At 72.5% G+C, this 15544-nt stretch carries 16 protein-coding genes; 2 read left to right on the top strand and 14 right to left on the bottom strand.

Annotated features, from left to right (window positions below):
• Positions 1 to 190: 190 nt before the first annotated feature.
• The 3 genes from ABD879_RS05560 to ABD879_RS05570 form a co-directional block, all read right to left on the bottom strand.
• Entirely contained in the window at positions 191 to 451 is a 261-nt protein-coding gene (locus ABD879_RS05560; protein WP_345018070.1) for a chaplin family protein, read from the bottom strand.
• 160 nt (positions 452 to 611) lie between these two features.
• Complete coding sequence (locus ABD879_RS05565) at positions 612 to 1337, bottom strand: response regulator transcription factor (RefSeq protein WP_345018072.1); 726 nt, start codon at positions 1335 to 1337, stop codon at positions 612 to 614.
• On the bottom strand, positions 1334 to 2539 hold the full coding sequence (locus ABD879_RS05570) for a sensor histidine kinase (protein ID WP_345018074.1): 1206 nt from the start codon (positions 2537 to 2539) through the stop codon (positions 1334 to 1336). Before ABD879_RS05570 ends, ABD879_RS05565 begins: the two co-directional genes overlap by 4 nt.
• A gap of 157 nt (positions 2540 to 2696) precedes the next feature.
• Here ABD879_RS05570 and ABD879_RS05575 point away from each other — a divergent pair, with 157 nt between their 5' ends.
• Positions 2697 to 3716: an SAM-dependent methyltransferase gene (locus tag ABD879_RS05575; protein ID WP_345018076.1), complete on the top strand. Its 1020-nt coding sequence runs from the start codon at positions 2697 to 2699 to the stop codon at positions 3714 to 3716.
• 12 nt (positions 3717 to 3728) lie between these two features.
• Here the strand turns inward: ABD879_RS05575 and ABD879_RS05580 are convergent, their stop codons facing one another.
• From ABD879_RS05580 to ABD879_RS05590, 3 genes are all read right to left on the bottom strand, one after another.
• On the bottom strand, positions 3729 to 4952 hold the full coding sequence (locus ABD879_RS05580) for a cytochrome P450 (RefSeq protein ID WP_345018077.1): 1224 nt from the start codon (positions 4950 to 4952) through the stop codon (positions 3729 to 3731).
• 178 nt (positions 4953 to 5130) lie between these two features.
• A complete protein-coding gene (locus ABD879_RS05585; protein WP_345018079.1) occupies positions 5131 to 6489 on the bottom strand; it encodes a PH domain-containing protein in 1359 nt (452 codons plus the stop codon).
• Between the two features lie 128 nt (positions 6490 to 6617).
• Positions 6618 to 7130 (bottom strand): PH domain-containing protein, encoded by a 513-nt coding sequence (locus tag ABD879_RS05590; protein WP_345018081.1) that lies wholly within the window; start codon positions 7128 to 7130, stop codon positions 6618 to 6620.
• 308 nt (positions 7131 to 7438) lie between these two features.
• On the opposite strand from ABD879_RS05590, the gene ABD879_RS05595 reads away from it, so the two are divergent.
• Complete coding sequence (locus ABD879_RS05595; RefSeq protein WP_345018083.1) at positions 7439 to 8587, top strand: NADH-quinone oxidoreductase subunit D; 1149 nt, start codon at positions 7439 to 7441, stop codon at positions 8585 to 8587.
• 54 nt (positions 8588 to 8641) lie between these two features.
• On the opposite strand, the gene ABD879_RS05600 is transcribed toward ABD879_RS05595, so the two are convergent.
• The 8 genes from ABD879_RS05600 to hpt form a co-directional block, all read right to left on the bottom strand.
• Positions 8642 to 9115, bottom strand: coding sequence for a DUF3180 domain-containing protein (locus ABD879_RS05600; protein ID WP_345018086.1), 474 nt, complete (start codon positions 9113 to 9115; stop codon positions 8642 to 8644).
• Positions 9112 to 9696 (bottom strand): 2-amino-4-hydroxy-6-hydroxymethyldihydropteridine diphosphokinase, encoded by a 585-nt coding sequence (gene folK / locus ABD879_RS05605; RefSeq protein WP_345018088.1) that lies wholly within the window; start codon positions 9694 to 9696, stop codon positions 9112 to 9114. Before folK ends, ABD879_RS05600 begins: the two co-directional genes overlap by 4 nt.
• A complete protein-coding gene (folB, locus tag ABD879_RS05610; protein WP_345018186.1) occupies positions 9693 to 10052 on the bottom strand; it encodes a dihydroneopterin aldolase in 360 nt (119 codons plus the stop codon). Before folB ends, folK begins: the two co-directional genes overlap by 4 nt.
• 1 nt (position 10053) lies before the next feature.
• Positions 10054 to 10485, bottom strand: a complete 432-nt coding sequence (locus ABD879_RS05615) for a nuclear transport factor 2 family protein (protein WP_345018090.1) — start codon at positions 10483 to 10485, stop codon at positions 10054 to 10056.
• Positions 10482 to 11402 carry a dihydropteroate synthase gene (folP, locus tag ABD879_RS05620; protein WP_451916739.1) on the bottom strand — a complete coding sequence of 307 codons (921 nt, stop codon included), beginning with the start codon at positions 11400 to 11402 and terminating at the stop codon, positions 10482 to 10484. The genes ABD879_RS05615 and folP overlap by 4 nt, the downstream gene beginning before the upstream one ends.
• 441 nt (positions 11403 to 11843) lie before the next feature.
• The gene (gene folE, locus ABD879_RS05625; protein WP_345018190.1) at positions 11844 to 12437 is read right to left on the bottom strand and encodes a GTP cyclohydrolase I FolE; all 594 of its coding nucleotides are present in this window, start codon (positions 12435 to 12437) and stop codon (positions 11844 to 11846) included.
• Between the two features lie 179 nt (positions 12438 to 12616).
• Positions 12617 to 14626 carry an ATP-dependent zinc metalloprotease FtsH gene (gene ftsH / locus ABD879_RS05630; protein WP_345018092.1) on the bottom strand — a complete coding sequence of 670 codons (2010 nt, stop codon included), beginning with the start codon at positions 14624 to 14626 and terminating at the stop codon, positions 12617 to 12619.
• Positions 14627 to 14973: 347 nt separating this feature from the next.
• Positions 14974 to 15537 (bottom strand): hypoxanthine phosphoribosyltransferase, encoded by a 564-nt coding sequence (gene hpt / locus ABD879_RS05635; protein WP_345018094.1) that lies wholly within the window; start codon positions 15535 to 15537, stop codon positions 14974 to 14976.
• Positions 15538 to 15544: the final 7 nt, after the last annotated feature.

The following is a 15544-nucleotide window of genomic DNA, read 5'->3' on the forward strand; positions in this document are numbered from 1 at the left end:
CGACAGGGCACACACGACAGGGCACACACGACAGGGCACACACGACAGGGCACACACGACAGGGCACACCACGAGGCGCACACGACAGAGCGCCGGAGACCTGGTCGGTCTCCGGCGCTCTCGTCGCCCGCCCTGCGCCGATCAGCGGCGGTGCCCCCGGGGTCGCACCGCGCCGATCAGCGCCGGCGGATCAGTAGCCGTACGGCCGCGGGTTGGTCACCGCGGCACCGCCCGTGCAGCCAGCGCCGGCGAGGCCGAGGGCGGTCAGCGCCTGCACGGAGTTGCCGCAGGCGCTGACCGGCACGTTGGCCGTGACGGGGATCTGGTTGCCGGAGAGCACCCCGCCGACGCCGCTGGTGACGATGTCGGCGTGGGCGGGCGCCGCAGCCAGCAGCGCGGCACCGGAGACGGCGAAACCGAGGACGCCGGTGGCGGCGAGCTTCTTGAGCACGAGAATCCTCCCGATTTGTCGGGGCCCGGACGGACCCCGCCAGTCGCATGTGCGCGTCACCTCGGTGAGGTAACCACCGGTAGTTATTCAGCTACTCACTGGTAACGGAAAGCGAACGGCAACTCCGGTCGCAAAAAGTCACCTCAGCGCAAGGTTTTCATTACTCACCGTGACTGTTCTGCCCGCTTTTGACCAGCCCCGTCTCGTACGCGAACACCACCGCCTGGACCCGGTCCCGCAGCCCCAGCTTGGTCAGGATCCGCCCCATATGCGTCTTGACGGTCGCCTCCGACACGTACAGCCGCCCGGCGATCTCGGCGTTGGACAGCCCGCGCGCCACCAGCAGCAGCACCTCGCGCTCGCGCTCGGTCAGCGCGTCCAGCGCCCCCACCGCCTTGCGCTCGGCGTCCGGCAGGTGCACGGCGAACCGGTCCAGCAGCCGCCGGGTCGTGCTGGGCGCCACCACCGCGTCGCCCGAGTGCACCGCCCGGATCGCCTCGATCAGCTGCGCCGGCCCGGCGTCCTTGAGCAGGAACCCCCCGGCCCCCGCCTTGATCGCGGCGAAGGCGTACTCGTCCAGGTCGAACGTGGTCAGGATGATCACCTTGGGCGGACCCGGGTACGCGCCGGACACGATCCGCCGGGTCGCCTCGATGCCGTCCATGCGCGGCATCCGCACGTCCATGAGCACCACGTCGGCGCGCGTGGCCCGCAGCCGCTCCAGGGCCTGCGCGCCGTCCCCGGCCTCCCCGACGACCTCGATGTCGGGCTGGGCGTCCAGCACCATCGAAAAGCCCGCCCGCACCAGCTCCTGGTCGTCCACCAGCAGCACCCGCACCGGCCGCTCGCCGTCGGGCCCGTCCCCGGCCCACCGCGGCTCGCTCACGTCCTGACCTCCTCGCGCAACGGAATCCTCGCGACCACCTCGAAACCGCCGCCCGGCCGCGGCCCGGCGCGCACGTGCCCCCCGTACACGGCGACGCGCTCGCGCATCCCGGCCAGGCCGTGCCCGCGGCCGTCGTCGGCCGCCGCTGCGCCGCGCCCGTCGTCGGCCACCTCGATGTCCAGCGCGTCGGCGCCGTAGCGGAGCCGGACCCGGGCGGTGGCGTGCGGGCCGCCGTGCTTGAGGGTATTGGTCAGCGCCTCCTGGACGATCCGGAAGACGGTCAGCTCCCGGCCCTGCGACATCTCCGGCGGCGTCCCCTCGCTGTCGAACTCCACCGGCAGCCCGGCCGCGCGCACCTTCTCCACCAGGTCGGCGAGCTGGTCCACCCCGGGCTGCGGCGCGAACGCGCCCTCGGCCGGTTCCGACGCGGCCGCCCGGGACGGCGCCTCCTCGGCGCCCTCGCGCAGCACGCCCAGCAGCCGCCGCATCTCGGTCAGCGCCTGCCGCCCCGTCGTCGAGATCGCCTCCAGCGCGCGCCGCGCCCGGGCCGGGTCGCCCTCCAGGGCGTACCAGGCGCCGTCCGCCTGCACGACGATCACGCTGACGTTGTGCGCCACCACGTCGTGCAGCTCGCGCGCGATGCGGGCCCGTTCGGCGGCCATGGCGATCCGCACCTCGGTCTCGCGTTCGCGTTCCAGCCGTTCGGCCCGCTCCTCCAGGGACCGCAGGTACTGGCGGCGCGTGCGCATGTGCAGCCCCAGCAGCCACACGCCCAGCGCCATGCCCGCCAGCATCAGGAAGGCGTACTTGAACTGGTCGACGTCGGAGATGTACCGCGCCGTCGCCATCGCCGCGCCCACCACCGTCACGGCCAGCGCGGCCAGCCCCCACCGGAACGACGGCCCCGCCGCGACGGTGTACAGCCCCATCAGCACCGCACCGTTCGCCGGGACGACGTCCAGGCCCGCCGCCCACTGCACGAACGACACCAGCGCCACCGCGGCGAACGTCGTGCGCGGCAGCGTGCGGCGCAGCGCCATCGGACCGAGCAGCCCGGCGATCAGCGCCGCGCCCTCCCAGGGGCCGATGTGGCCCTTCCCGCCGTAGATCCCGGGGGCCGTCACCAGCAGCCACGGCGAGGCGAAGAAGCAGTCCACGAGGGGGCGTTTGCGCCGTACCCAGTCCCAGGCTCTGCCGACCATGCCGTCCACCCTAGGTACGCGCACGTCACCCGGGATCAGCCTGCGGTCGGACCCGCCTACCCCCCAGGAAGGAACCTCGTAGGGACCTTGTCGGCGGGCGCGCCCGGTGGCCGTCGTCCTCCGCTCGCGGTGCGCCGCCAGCCGGTAACGTCGAGGTGTGGCGGCGGCGTGGGTGACGTGGCGCACGGCGATGGAGCAGGCGCTGTACGGACGGGACGGGTTCTACCGGCGCGGGGAGAACCCCGGAGACCATTTCCGCACCTCCGTGCACGCCTCGCCCCGGTTCGCCGAGGCCATGGCCCGGCTGCTGGGCGAGGTGGACGCCGCGCTGGGCCATCCGCCCCGCGTCGACCTGGTCGACGTGGGCGCCGGATCCGGACGGCTGCTGGCGGGCATCCTCGACGCCGTCGACCCCCGTCTCGGCGCGCGGCTGGCGCCCATCGCGGTGGAGATCGCGCCGCGCCCGCCCGGGCTGCCCGAGCGGATCCGCTGGCGCGGCGGCCTGCCGGACGCCGTCACCGGGATGGTCATCGCCAACGAGTGGCTGGACAACGTGCCGCTCGACGTGGTCGAGCAGACCGCCGCCGGGCCGCGCACGGTGCTGGTGGACCCCGCCACCGGCGAGGAGCGCCCCGGCCCGGAGCCGTCCGCCGAGGACCGCCGCTGGCTGGCGCGCTGGTGGCCGCTGCGCGAACCCGGCGACCGCGCGGAGGTGGGCCATCCGCGCTGCACCGCGTGGGCGTCGGTCATCAGGCGGCTGCGCCGGGGCCTGGCCGTGGCGGTGGACTACTCCCACACCCGGGCGTCCCGTCCCGTCTACGGGACGCTGACCGGCTACCGCGACGGCGCGGCCGTCCCCGCCGTGCCCGACGGTTCGTGCGACGTCACGGCCCATGTGGCGTTGGACGCGTGCACGTCGGCCGGCGAGGAGGCCGGGGCGACCGTCTCGCTGCTGACCACCCAGCGCGAGGCCCTGCGCGCCCTCGGCCTGACGGGCGAGCGTCCCCCCGTGGAGATGGCGCGCAGCGACCCGCGGGGGTATGTCGCGGCCCTGTGCGCGGCCGGTGAGGACGCCGAGCTCATCGACCCCGACGGGCTGGGGAGCTTCGGGTGGCTCGCCCAGACCGTGGGCATCGACATGCCGGCGTCCCTGGCCGCGCGGGTGTCCGTCTATTAGGTTCCGGACGCTTCAGATCTCGACGTTCAGCGCCCGCAGGCCGCGCAGGACGAACCCGGGCTTCCACTCGGGCTCGTCCACCAGCCGCATGCGCGGGGCGAGCCGCAGCAGCGCGCCGAACGACTCGGCCAGCTCGATGCGGCCCAGCGGGGCGCCCAGGCAGTAGTGGATGCCCAGCCCGAACGTGATGTGCGGATTGGGGGCGCGCCCCAGGTCGAGGCGGTCCGGCTCGGGGAACACGGCCTCGTCCCGGTTGGCGGAGGCGAACTGCAGCGCCACCTCGGCGCCGCGCGGGATGTCGACGCCCGCCACCTGGATGTCCTCCAGCACCCACCGCTCGAACATCGGCGCCGGGGTGTCGTAGCGCAGCAGCTCCTCGACGGCCGACGGCACCAGCGAGTGGTCGGCCCGCAGCCGCTCCAGCTCACCGGGGTTGCGGAACAGCGCCCACCAGGCGTTGCCGGTGGCGTTCACCGTCGCCTCGTGCCCGGCGTTGAGCAGCAGCACGCAGGTGCCGACCAGCTCGTCCTCGGTGAGCCGGTCGCCCCCGTCCACCACCTGGGCCAGCGCGCTGATCAGGTCGTCGCGGGGCGCGGCCCGCCGCTCGCGGGCCAGGCCGCGCAGGTAGTCGGAGAACTCCACGGCCGCGCGCACCGCCGTGCGCTGCGCCTGCGGCGACGGGTTCAGCTCGTACATCCCGCAGATGTCGGCCGACCAGGGCCGCAGCAGGCCGCGGTCGGACGCGGGCACGCCCAGCATCTCGGCGATCACGGTGACCGGCAGCGGCTCGGCGACCTCGGCCAGCAGGTCGCCGCCGCCCTTGGCGACCAGCGCCCCGGCCAGCTCCTCGGCCAGCCCGCGGATCATGGGCCGCAGCCCCTCCACCATCCGCGCGGTGAACGCCTTGGACACCAGCCGCCGCAGCCTGGTGTGCACGGGCGGCTCCACGTCCAGCATCCCGGCGCGGATCAGGTCCCAGAACGGCTTGAGGAACTCCGGCTCGGGTTCGCGGCCGAACTCCTCGTGCGTGGCGACGTGCAGGTAGGACCGGCCCAGGCGCCGGTCGCGCAGCAGCGCGTCCACGTCCGCGTGCCGGGTGACCACCCACTGATTCGTGGGCTCGTGGTAGAAGACGGGCCGCTCGGCGCGCAGCCGCGCGTACACCGGATACGGATCGGCCACGAACTCGGGCGACCACGGATCGTACTCCCGCTCCGCCGCGGAGGCTTCGCTCATACCCCGGAGGCTCATACTCCGGACTCTAAGCCCTCAACATGCACAAACCCCACTAGAGCGGGAGACGCCACCGCGTCGGCCGGTTGCGCCGGGCGCCGGGCAGGATGGAACCGGCCACGCGCATCGAGGCCGGGCCGCACGCCGAGCACAGGCCGCTCCTTCAGCTCCCGGAGCCGGGTCAGCGGGCGGCCCAGCGGCCGGGGTCGCCGTCGACGGCCCGCGCCGCCTGGGCGCGCCGCGCCGTCGACTCGACGATGGCGCGGGCCTCGCCGAGGTCGCGGTCGGCCGCGGCGACCCGCACCGGGCCCGGCGGCGCGTCGATGTGGACGGTGGCCAGCCCGAGCAGGCGCTGCAGCGGATTCACCGTCAGCCGCACGCTCTGCGCCCGCGCGTGCGCGATCACGTCCGTGCGGCGGCAGAGCAGGCCGTGCCGGGTCACGAACACGTGGTCGTCGGTACCGGCGCCGGCCGTCCCGCTCGCAAGGCCCTTGGACGAGGCGGGCAGCAGCTGGATGGCGTCCACGTTCGCCCCCGGGAACACCTGCCCCACCAGGTGCACCGCCACCTGCCGGGGCGCCACGGGCACCAGCACGGACGACAGCGCCTGGCGCTCCCCCGCGTACCCGGCCACGGTCACGTCGAGCCGCGCCCACCCGAAGGGCCGCCACAGGGACGGCTCCACGATGCTGATGGCCTGCACCCGCCCCGGGGGGACGGTCTGCATGCGGGTCTCCAGGAGCCCGTAGCGCAGCCGTATCCCGTCCGGGGACGTCGCCACGGTGAAGGCGCTGTACATCACCAAGGGTGCGATCACGGCGCGCACCAGGCCGAGCAACGCCGGAATGGCCACGGCCAGCATGCCCAGCTCCGCGTACAGCAGGAGCAGCACCAGCGACACGAGCAGCAGCAGGGCCGTGCCCAGGACCGGCAGCCGCAACACCAGCGACCCGAACAGCGCCCCGCCCGAGACCCGCCACAGCGGTCGTTCCGGTGCTTCCGGGGTGTGGCCGGGAAGACCCGCCGCGCGCGCCAGCAACTCCGCGCGCAACTGCTGCGCGGTGTTGCGCCCCAGGTAACGCAGGGCGATCTCGCTCTGCTCGCCTCCGGCCAACTCCACCCGTACCTCGGCCAAGGCGAACAGGCGCGTCACCAGGGGGCGCACCACGTCGATGGCCTGGACGCGCGACAGCGGGATACGCCGGGTGCGCTTGCGCAGCAGCCCCGTCTCCACCACCAGGTCGTCGCCGTCCACGCGGAACCTCAGGGCCAGCCACGTCCACAGCCCCACGCCCACGGCGATGCCCGTCATGGGAATGGTGACGACGAGGAACCGCGCCACCGTCTCGGGGGTGATGGCGAGGACGACGCCGTCGTCGTCCCGGGCCAGCAGCAACGGCAGGCCCAGCAGCACGAAGTAGACGGCGAGAATGACGAACGTCCGCAACGGCCCGGTCGCCCAGTGCAGCCGGTGCACGCCCTCCGAGAACCGCACCGGCGGAGGGGCCTGCCCGTAGAACGGCCCGTGCGGGCCCGGCACCGGCGGATACGGACGTCCGGCCGGGTACCCGGGCGGCACCCGGTACGGCCCCGGGGGCGCGGGAGGCCCATAAGCCCCGGGGGCGCGATACGGCCCTCCGTACGGCGCCGGAGGCTGGGGAAGGCCGTTCAAAGGCCCATGCTCCGTTCCTCGCCCTTACGCGCCAGACGGTCGCGCAGGGAGGCCGCCTCGGCGGCCGGCAGACCGGGGATCACCGCGTCCGTCGCGGCGGCCGCGGTGTGCATGCGGACGGTGGCGATGCCCATCCACTGCTCCAGCAGCCCGGCCGTCACGTCCACGAACTGCATCCGCCCGTACGGCACCACCACCAGGCGCTTGACGAACACGCCGTGCATGACGAGAAGGTCGTCGCCGCGTTCGGCGTACCCCCAGGACCGGTAGGCCAGCTCGGCCACGATCCACGCCAGCACCAGCGAGACCAGCGCGGCGGCCCCCCACAGGGCCGCCCCCAGCGCTCCGCCGCCGCGGGACACCAGGAACGCCCCGAGCGCCGCGATCGGCACCGCCCACAGCGTCGCCGCGATCCGCCGATGCCAGGTGTACCGCTTGGAGATCCCCGCCCACGCCAGCCCGCCGCCGGGCTCGAACGCCTGCCCCGCCGGATACTGCGGCGCCCCCACGGGCGCACCGGGAGTCGGTGCACCCGGAGTGGGGCCGCCCGCGGTCGGCACCCCTGGGCTCGGTGCGCCCGCGTTGGGGGCCGCACCGTACGCCGCGCCCTGCCCCGGGGCCGCGTTCACGGCGGGCGCGACGCCCGGCTGGGGGGAGCCCGGAGGCCGCCCCGGCGCCGCCTGCGGGGGCGGGTATTGCTCATGGCTGGGATTCATTGCGTCCTAGTCAACCGGAAACCGCCGGAATACCGCGAGCCCGAAGCGTGGCACGATGTGCAGATGAGCATCGCACCCGCAGGTGAACGGTGGCGAAGCGGATGACCACGGAACGCATCGTCGGGATCGGCGCGGGGGCCAAGGAGCTGGCCACCGAGGACATGATCCTCAACATCGGCCCGCAGCACCCGTCCACGCACGGCGTGCTGCGGCTGCGGCTGACGCTGGACGGCGAACGCATCACCGCCGCCGAGCCGATCATCGGCTACATGCACCGGGGCGCGGAGAAGCTGTTCGAGGTCCGCGACTTCCGGCAGATCATCGTGCTGGCCAACCGGCACGACTGGCTGTCGGCGTTCGCCAACGAGCTGGGCGTGGTACTGGCCGTCGAGCGGATGCTCGGCATGGAGGCGCCGCCGCGCGCGGTGTGGGCGCGCACCCTGCTGGCCGAGCTGAACCGGGTGCTCAACCACCTGATGTTCCTGGGCTCCTACCCGCTGGAGGTCGGCGCGATGACGCCGATCTTCTACGCCTTCCGCGAGCGCGAGCAGCTCCAGCGGGTCATGGAGGAGGTCTCCGGCGGCCGCATGCACTACATGTTCAACCGGGTGGGCGGGCTGAAGGAGGAGCTGCCCGCCGGATGGACGGCCCGCACCCGGCGCGCCATCGCCGACGTGCGGGCGGGCATGTCCGACATCGCCGACCTGATCCTGGACAACGAGATCTTCCGGGCCCGCACCCGCGGCGTCGGCGTCCTGACCCGCGAGCAGATCCTGCAGTACGGGGTGTCCGGCCCCATCGCCCGCGCCAGCGGCGTCGACTTCGACCTGCGCCGCGACGAGCCGTACCTGGCCTACGGCGACCTGGACGTGCGCGTCGTCACCCGCACCGAGGGCGACTGCCTGGCCCGGTTCGAGTGCCTGCTCGACCAGGTGTACGCCTCGCTGGACCTGGCCGACGCCTGCCTGGACCGCCTGGCCGAGCTGCCGCCCGGCCCGATCAACCAGCGCCTGCCGAAGGTGCTGAAGATCCCCGAGGGCCACACCTACGCCTGGACGGAGAACCCCCTCGGCATCAACGGCTACTACCTCGTCTCGCGCGGCGAGAAGACCCCGTGGCGGCTGAAGCTGCGGTCGGCCTCGTACAACAACGTCCAGGTGCTGTCGGAGCTGCTGCCCGGCAACCTGGTCGCCGACATGATCGCCATCCTGGGCTCGATGTTCTTCGTCGTCGGCGACATCGACAAGTAGGCGGCGCGGTCCCCGGCGCCCGACGCGGCCGGGGCCGCCCGGGCCTCAGCCGGCTCAGGCCCGGGTGGCGCCCCGGTCCTGCTGCTCCTCGTCCGGGCCCTTGGGGACGCGGCAGGCGTACTCCAGGAAGTACGCCGCGCCCACCAGGATCGCGGCGGCCACGAAGGTGGCGGTGCTGACGATGAAGTCCTCGCGCGGAGTCTGCTTGTCCAGCGACCCCGACAGCGCGGCCGCGAACCCGGCGAACACCCCCGCCAGCACGGCCGCGGCGTGCGCGCTGGCCTTGCCAAGGACCGCCATCCGGGCGACGACCAGCGGCTCCACCGGCTTGGTCCCCGGCCGCCGGCGGATGCGGCGCAGGACGTTCACGCCCGTGAACGCCTCGCCCAGCGCGAGCAGCAGCAGGGTCGGCACCGCCGTCCACGGCAGCGGCGGCAGCGACACGTACGCGGTCTCCAGCACCGCCCAGGTGATCAGTCCGATGACGACCACCAGGGCGAGCAGGAACGTCGGACGGGAAGGTCTCATGCAGGCGGCTGCAGGCTCAGATCGTCACGGCGCCGCACCGCGGCCTCGTTCTCGGCCCGTTTGGCCTCGGCCAGATCGCCCACGCGCCCGTGCCCGGGCAGCAGCACGTCCGGTTCGATGTCGGCCCACGGCACGAGCACGAACGCCCGCTCGTGCGCGCGCGGGTGCGGCAGTGTCAGGTCGGGGTCGTCGGAGGTGATGTTGCCGAACATGACGATGTCGATGTCCAGCGTGCGCGGGCCCCAGCGGACCTCGCGGGTGCGCCGCATCGAGTTCTCGATGTTGAGGACCCGCTCCAGCAGGTTCTCCGGTGGCAGCCGGGTGTCGGCCACCAGCACGATGTTCAGGTAGTCGCCCTGCTCGGGGAGGGTCTCGCCGGGCGGGGCGTAGGGGGCGGTCTCGTAAACCGGGGAGAGCGCCACGAAGTCCAGGCCGGGCGCGTCGAACAGCGCGTCGACGGCCTCCTGAATGTTGTCCAGCCGGTCGCCGAGATTGCTGCCCAGCGAGAACACGACGCGATGGGCGACCAGCATGTGGCCGCCGGTCGCGGTGCGGTCGGGCATACGCTCGGACGCTGTCATGGACGACTCCTCCTGATCCTCACGGCCACGTCCGTGAAGGGGTGCGGCACCGGGGCGTGCGGCTTGTGGACGGTGACCTCCACCTCGGACACCGCCCGTTCCTGCAGGCAGACCCCCGCCAGCCGGTCGGCCAGCGTCTCGATGAGGGCCACGGGCTCGCCCTCCACGACGGCGACCAGCCGGTCGGCGAGAGATCCGTAGTCGACGGTACGGGACAGGTCATCCTCGGCCGCCGCCGGGCGGGTGTCCAGACCCAGCGCGACGTCCACCACGAACTCCTGGCCCAGTTCGCGCTCGGCGGGCAGCGCGCCGTGCCGCCCCCGGGCGCGCAGCCCGCGCAGCTCTATCCGATCCAGCTCATTGCTCCTCTGCGTCGTTCAGAATCGGGGACCCGTGGTGGACCAGCAGCCGCCAGTTCCCGCCGACGCGGACGAACACGTTCGTCGCGACGATGCTGCCCGCGGCCAGGATTCCGCTCTCGCCGCCCTGCTCGGCGGTCAGGACGTTCTCCTTGCACGTCACCACGGCCTGTTCGCCGTAAACGTCGGCCTCGACATCGGTCAGGACGAACTGGATGTACTCGGTGTTCGCCATGATCAGCGCCCATGACCGCAGCACCTCGTCCCGCCCGCGCAGCCGGGTCCAGCCCGGATGCACGCACGTCACACCGGACGCGTACGGCCCGTCCGCCCACACCGCCGACATCCGGTCCAGGTCGCCCGCCTCGAACGCCGCGTAGAACTCGGCGTTGGCTTCGACCAGCTGGTCACGGTCCACAGCACGGCTCATCGCCTGCCACCCTGCACGCCATCGCCGCCGCCCGACAACCCCCCGTCGCCCCCGGGCCGCGCGATCTCGCCCGCGGCGGTGCGCAGCGCGGCCGCCACCCGGACGGCATCGGCGTTGGGGCGCACGCGGTGGACCCGTACGCACCAGGCGCCCGCCGCAGCGACCAGGGAGGACACCGCCACGGTGGCGTCGTCGCAATCGGCGAACGGACGCGGCGTCCCGTCCGGGCCCGCCAGGAGCCGCCCCAGGAAGCGCTTGCGGGAGGCGCCCACCAGCACCGGGTAGCCGGTGTCGCGCAGGACGTCCAGATGAGCCAGCAGCGACCAGTTGTGCTCGGCGTGCTTGGCGAACCCCAGCCCCGGATCCAGCACGATCATGGCCGGGTCGACGCCCTCCTCCAGCACCGCGTCCACCCGGCTCAGCAGCTCGTCGCGGACCTCCCGGACCACGTCGCCGTACACGGCCCGCGTCTGCATGTCGTGGCTGTGCCCGCGCCAGTGCATCACCACGTACGGCACGCCCGCCGCCGCCACCGCGCGCGGCATGTCCGGGTCGGCGAGGCCGCCGCTGACGTCGTTGACCAGCCGGGCACCGGCCGCCACCGCGGCCTCGGCCACCTCGGCGCGCATGGTGTCGACGCTGACCGGCACCCCCTCGGCCGCCAGCGCCTCGATCACGGGGACGACCCGGCGCAGCTCCTCCTCGCGCGACACCCGCTGCGCCCCGGGACGGGTCGACTCGCCGCCCACGTCGATCAGGTCGGCCCCCTCGGCGACGAGGTCCAGCCCGTGCCGGATCGCCTTGTCGGCGTCGAACCAGGCGCCGCCGTCGGAGAAGGAGTCGGGCGTCACGTTGACCACGCCCATGACGAGGCAGCGCCCTGGCGTGGGCAGCCCGGGAACGGCGGCGGCGCTCATGTTCCAACCCTATGCCTTGATCGTGCCACCCCGGTCCACCGCCCCTGGCCAACGCCGCCCCCGGTCCTCCCACCGACGAACCAGCGGCAAAGCCCCGCCAACAACATCGTTTCAGCCGCCGACCCTCGCCCAGTAATCCCGGAACACCCACAAGCCCTTCCGCCGACTCCTCGTACATCACCCGCGAAAACGTGAGGTGGCCGCCGAGCTGATCGTGATCAGGATGCGGCGCGGATCGAACTCGGCACCGCTGTCGTGGGCGCCACCGCCTCGGCGGACGCGGTCAAGGACGGCCAGGAGCAGGCACCGGACACCCCGCCATCGCGATAAGGCCCCCCACGGCATCGAATCAACCGCCGAGAAGCGGCCCCACGCGTCTCGGAATGCCCATCAGCCGATACGGCCCCGCCAGCACGGCGAAGGCCCGCCAACAGCGTCGGGTCAGCCGCCGAGGATCAGCCCCATGGCCTCGGCGCGGGTTTCGGGACGGTCGCGGAATGCGCCGCGCACGGCCGAGGTCACCGTCTTGGCGCCCGGCTTGCGCACGCCCCGCATGGTCATGCACAGGTGCTCGGCCTCGATCACCACGATCACCCCGCGCGGCTCCAGGATCCGCATGAGCGCGTCGGCGATCTGGCTGGTCAGCCGTTCCTGCACCTGCGGCCGCCGGGCGTACACGTCCACCAGCCGCGCCAGCTTCGACAGGCCGGTGATGTGCCCCTTCTCGTTGGGCGTGTAGCCGACGTGCGCCAGCCCGTGGAACGGCGTGAGATGGTGCTCGCACATCGAGTAGACCTCGATGTCCTTGACCAGGACCATCTCGTCGTGGTCGGCCTCGAAGACCTTGTTCAGGGCGTCCTCGGGGTTCTGGCGGAGACCGGCGAACTGCTCGGCGTAGGCGCGGGCGACGCGGGCGGGGGTCTCCCGCAGGCCGTCGCGGTCGGGGTCCTCGCCGATGGCGATGAGGATCTCGCGGACGGCGCGTTCGATGCGCGCGTGGTCGAAGACGCGCTCGCCGCCGCCCGGCACCACCAGGCCGGACTCGGCGGGCTCGCCGGAGGACGGGGCACCGCTCACCGCGCCGGGCTCGCCTTCGACAGCGGGCTCGGCGCCGGACTCGCCGGCGGGGTCACCGGAAACGCCGGTGGACCCGGCGGCCAGGCCGGCCGCCGGGTCCCGAAAAGCGTCGTCGTCGTACCGTTCGGACAAGTCGATCAGCTCTCGCCGGAGGACGGGTGGTCGGACGTGGGCTCCGTCTGGCCCGATCCCTGGCCGTTGTTCTTGGTGAGGTCGGCGACGTCCTGCGGGCCGAGCAGGGCCAGCTCCTTGGGCGTCAGGACCGGGGGCCGGTCGGAGGGCAGCCGCTTGCCGTAGCCGGTGTAGGAGTTCTGGTGCGGCCGCTTGCGGATCGGCGCGAAGATCTCCAGCACCTGCTCCTTGGAGAGGGTCTCCTTCTCCATCAGCTGCAGCACCAGCTCGTCGAGGACGTCGCGGTACTCGACCAGGATCTCCCAGGCGGTGTCGTGCGCGGCCTCGATGTAGCGGCGGACCTCGTCGTCGATCGCCGAGGCGATGTCCTCGGAGTAGTCGCGCTCGTGGCCGACGTCGCGGCCGAGGAACACCTCGCCCGCGCCGGTGCCGAACTTGCGGGCGCCCAGACGCTCGCTCATGCCGTACTCGGTCACCATGTTGCGGGCGATCGCGGTGGCCTTCTCGATGTCGTTGGCCGCGCCGGTGGTCGGCTCGTGGAACACCAGCTCCTCGGCGGTGCGGCCGCCCAGCAGCATGGCCAGCTGGTCGGTCATCTCCGACCGGGTGGTCAGGAACTTGTCCTCCATCGGGAGGGTCATGGTGTAGCCGAGGGCGCGGCCGCGCGGCAGGATCGTCACCTTGTGCACGGGGTCGGCGTTCGGCAGCGCGTGCGCCACCAGCGCGTGTCCGCCCTCGTGGTAGGCGATGATCTTCTTTTCCTTCTCGGACATGACCCTGGTCTTGCGCTCCGGGCCGGCCATGACCCGGTCGATGGCCTCCTCCAGGGTCTCCATGTCGATCAGCTTGCGGTCGAACCGCGCGGTCAGCAGCGCCGCCTCGTTGATCACATTGGCCAGGTCGGCGCCGGTGAAGCCGGGGGTGCGCCGGGCGATGACGTCCAGGTCGACGTCGGGCGCGAACGGCTTGCCGCGGCCGTGCACCCGCAGGATGCCCTTGCGGCCCTCCAGGTCGGGACGGTCCACGGTGACCTGCCGGTCGAAACGGCCGGGACGCAGCAGCGCCGGGTCGAGGATGTCGGGCCGGTTGGTGGCGGCGATCAGGATGACGCCGCCCTTGACGTCGAACCCGTCCATCTCGACCAGCAGCTGGTTGAGGGTCTGCTCGCGCTCGTCGTGGCCGCCGCCCAGGCCCGCGCCGCGGTGCCGGCCGACGGCGTCGATCTCGTCGATGAAGATGATCGACGGAGCGTTGGCCTTGGCCTGCTCGAACAGGTCGCGCACCCGGGAGGCGCCGACGCCGACGAACATCTCGACGAAGTCGGAACCGGAGATCGAGTAGAAGGGCACGCCGGCCTCGCCGGCCACGGCGCGCGCCAGCAGGGTCTTGCCGGTGCCGGGCGGGCCGTACAGCAGCACGCCCTTGGGGATCTTGGCGCCGATCGACTGGAACTTGGCCGGGTTCTGCAGGAAGTCCTTGATCTCCTCGAGCTCCTCCAGGGCCTCGTCGGCCCCGGCCACGTCCGCGAACGTGGTCTTCGGCGTGTCCTTGGTGATCAGCTTGGCCTTGGACTTGCCGAAGTTCATCACCCGCGAGCCGCCGCCCTGCATCTGGTTCATGATGAACAGGAAGATCAGCACGATGACCACGATGGGCAGCAGGCTGAACAGCAGGTTGAGGAAGAAGCTCTGCTTGGGGACCTCGACGTTGTAACCCCCGGGCAGCTTGCCGGCCTGGGCCTGCTGCTGGAGCTGCTCCTGCAGCTTCAGCCCCTGGCCGTCCACCCAGCTGGCCTGCTGGTGCTTGCCGTTGTTGAGGGTGACCTCGATCCGCTGGTCCTTGTCAATGATCTTGGCGGAGCGGACCTGGCCGGCGGCGATCTCCTGGACCACCTTGGAGGTGTCGGTCTTCTCGTACGAGCGGCCGGGGTTCATCCCCCACATGACCATGGCGACCAAGAGGCCCAACAGCAGGATCCACAGCAGCGGCCCGCGAAAGTAGCGTTTCACGTCCATTTATCCGGTAACCCCTCCGGGGCCCGTCCCTCCTATTGCGATCCTCGCCCGTCCCGCCGGACGGACGCCACTGTGATCCGGCTCCATGCGTGCGGCGGACCCTCGCCGGAGCCCCATGCCCGCCGAGGCGACCGGCCCCGCCGGGTGGCTTCCCCGGTGCAGGCCCGGGACACCGACGGTACACCGGGCGGGGCGGGGGCGCAGCCTGCGCGGATCCCTGATCCTTCCGGTATACCCGTCGGCTTCCAATGCAACGATCCGCGCCGGTGTGATGTTCCCCCGGCGGCCGTCCGCGGGGGCTCCGCGGCGCCGCGCGGGCGCCTCACCGACGCCGGCGCCGGCCTCCTTCAGGCGCTCTCACCTCCGTAAACGTGGGGCGCCAGCGTCCCCACGAAGGGAAGGTTCCGATACTTCTCTGCATAGTCCAGGCCATACCCGACGACGAACTCGTTGGGAATGTCGAAGCCGATGTAGCGGACGTCCACCTCGGTCTTGACCGCTTCCGGCTTGCGCAGCAGCGCGCAGATCTCCAGCGAGGCCGGGCCGCGCGAACGCAGATTGCTGACCAGCCAGGACAGCGTCAGGCCCGAGTCGATGATGTCCTCGACGATCAGGACGTGCCGGTTCATGATGTCCGCGTCCAGGTCCTTCAGGATACGCACGACGCCGGACGATTTGGTGCCCGAGCCGTACGAGGACACCGCCATCCAGTCCATGGAGACAGGTGTGTGCAGCGCCCGGGCAAGGTCCGCCATGATCATCACGGCGCCCTTGAGCACACCGACCAGCAGCAGGTCCTTGCCGGCGTAGTCGGCGTCCACCTGCGCCGCCAGCTCGCGCACCTTGGCCTGGAGCTGGTCCTCGGGAATGAGCACCTTCGCCAGGTCGGCGCCCAGGTCCTTCTCGTCCACTACCCAC

The organism is Actinomadura keratinilytica, from assembly GCF_039539665.1.
GTDB lineage: Bacteria > Actinomycetota > Actinomycetes > Streptosporangiales > Streptosporangiaceae > Spirillospora > Spirillospora keratinilytica.

Bases quoted from the DNA above. Each gene is read 5' to 3' on its own strand.
- ABD879_RS05600 (WP_345018086.1), bottom strand. From the start codon at position 9,115: ATGAGACCTTCCCGTCCGACGTTCCTGCTCGCCCTGGTGGTCGTCATC.
- ABD879_RS05615 (WP_345018090.1), bottom strand. From the start codon at position 10,485: ATGAGCCGTGCTGTGGACCGTGACCAGCTGGTCGAAGCCAACGCCGAG.
- ftsH (WP_345018092.1), bottom strand. From the start codon at position 14,626: ATGGACGTGAAACGCTACTTTCGCGGGCCGCTGCTGTGGATCCTGCTG.
- ABD879_RS05595 (WP_345018083.1), top strand. From the start codon at position 7,439: ATGACCACGGAACGCATCGTCGGGATCGGCGCGGGGGCCAAGGAGCTG.
- ABD879_RS05580 (WP_345018077.1), bottom strand. From the start codon at position 4,952: ATGAGCGAAGCCTCCGCGGCGGAGCGGGAGTACGATCCGTGGTCGCCC.
- ABD879_RS05570 (WP_345018074.1), bottom strand. From the start codon at position 2,539: ATGGTCGGCAGAGCCTGGGACTGGGTACGGCGCAAACGCCCCCTCGTG.
- folP (WP_451916739.1), bottom strand. From the start codon at position 11,402: ATGAGCGCCGCCGCCGTTCCCGGGCTGCCCACGCCAGGGCGCTGCCTC.
- folK (WP_345018088.1), bottom strand. From the start codon at position 9,696: ATGACAGCGTCCGAGCGTATGCCCGACCGCACCGCGACCGGCGGCCAC.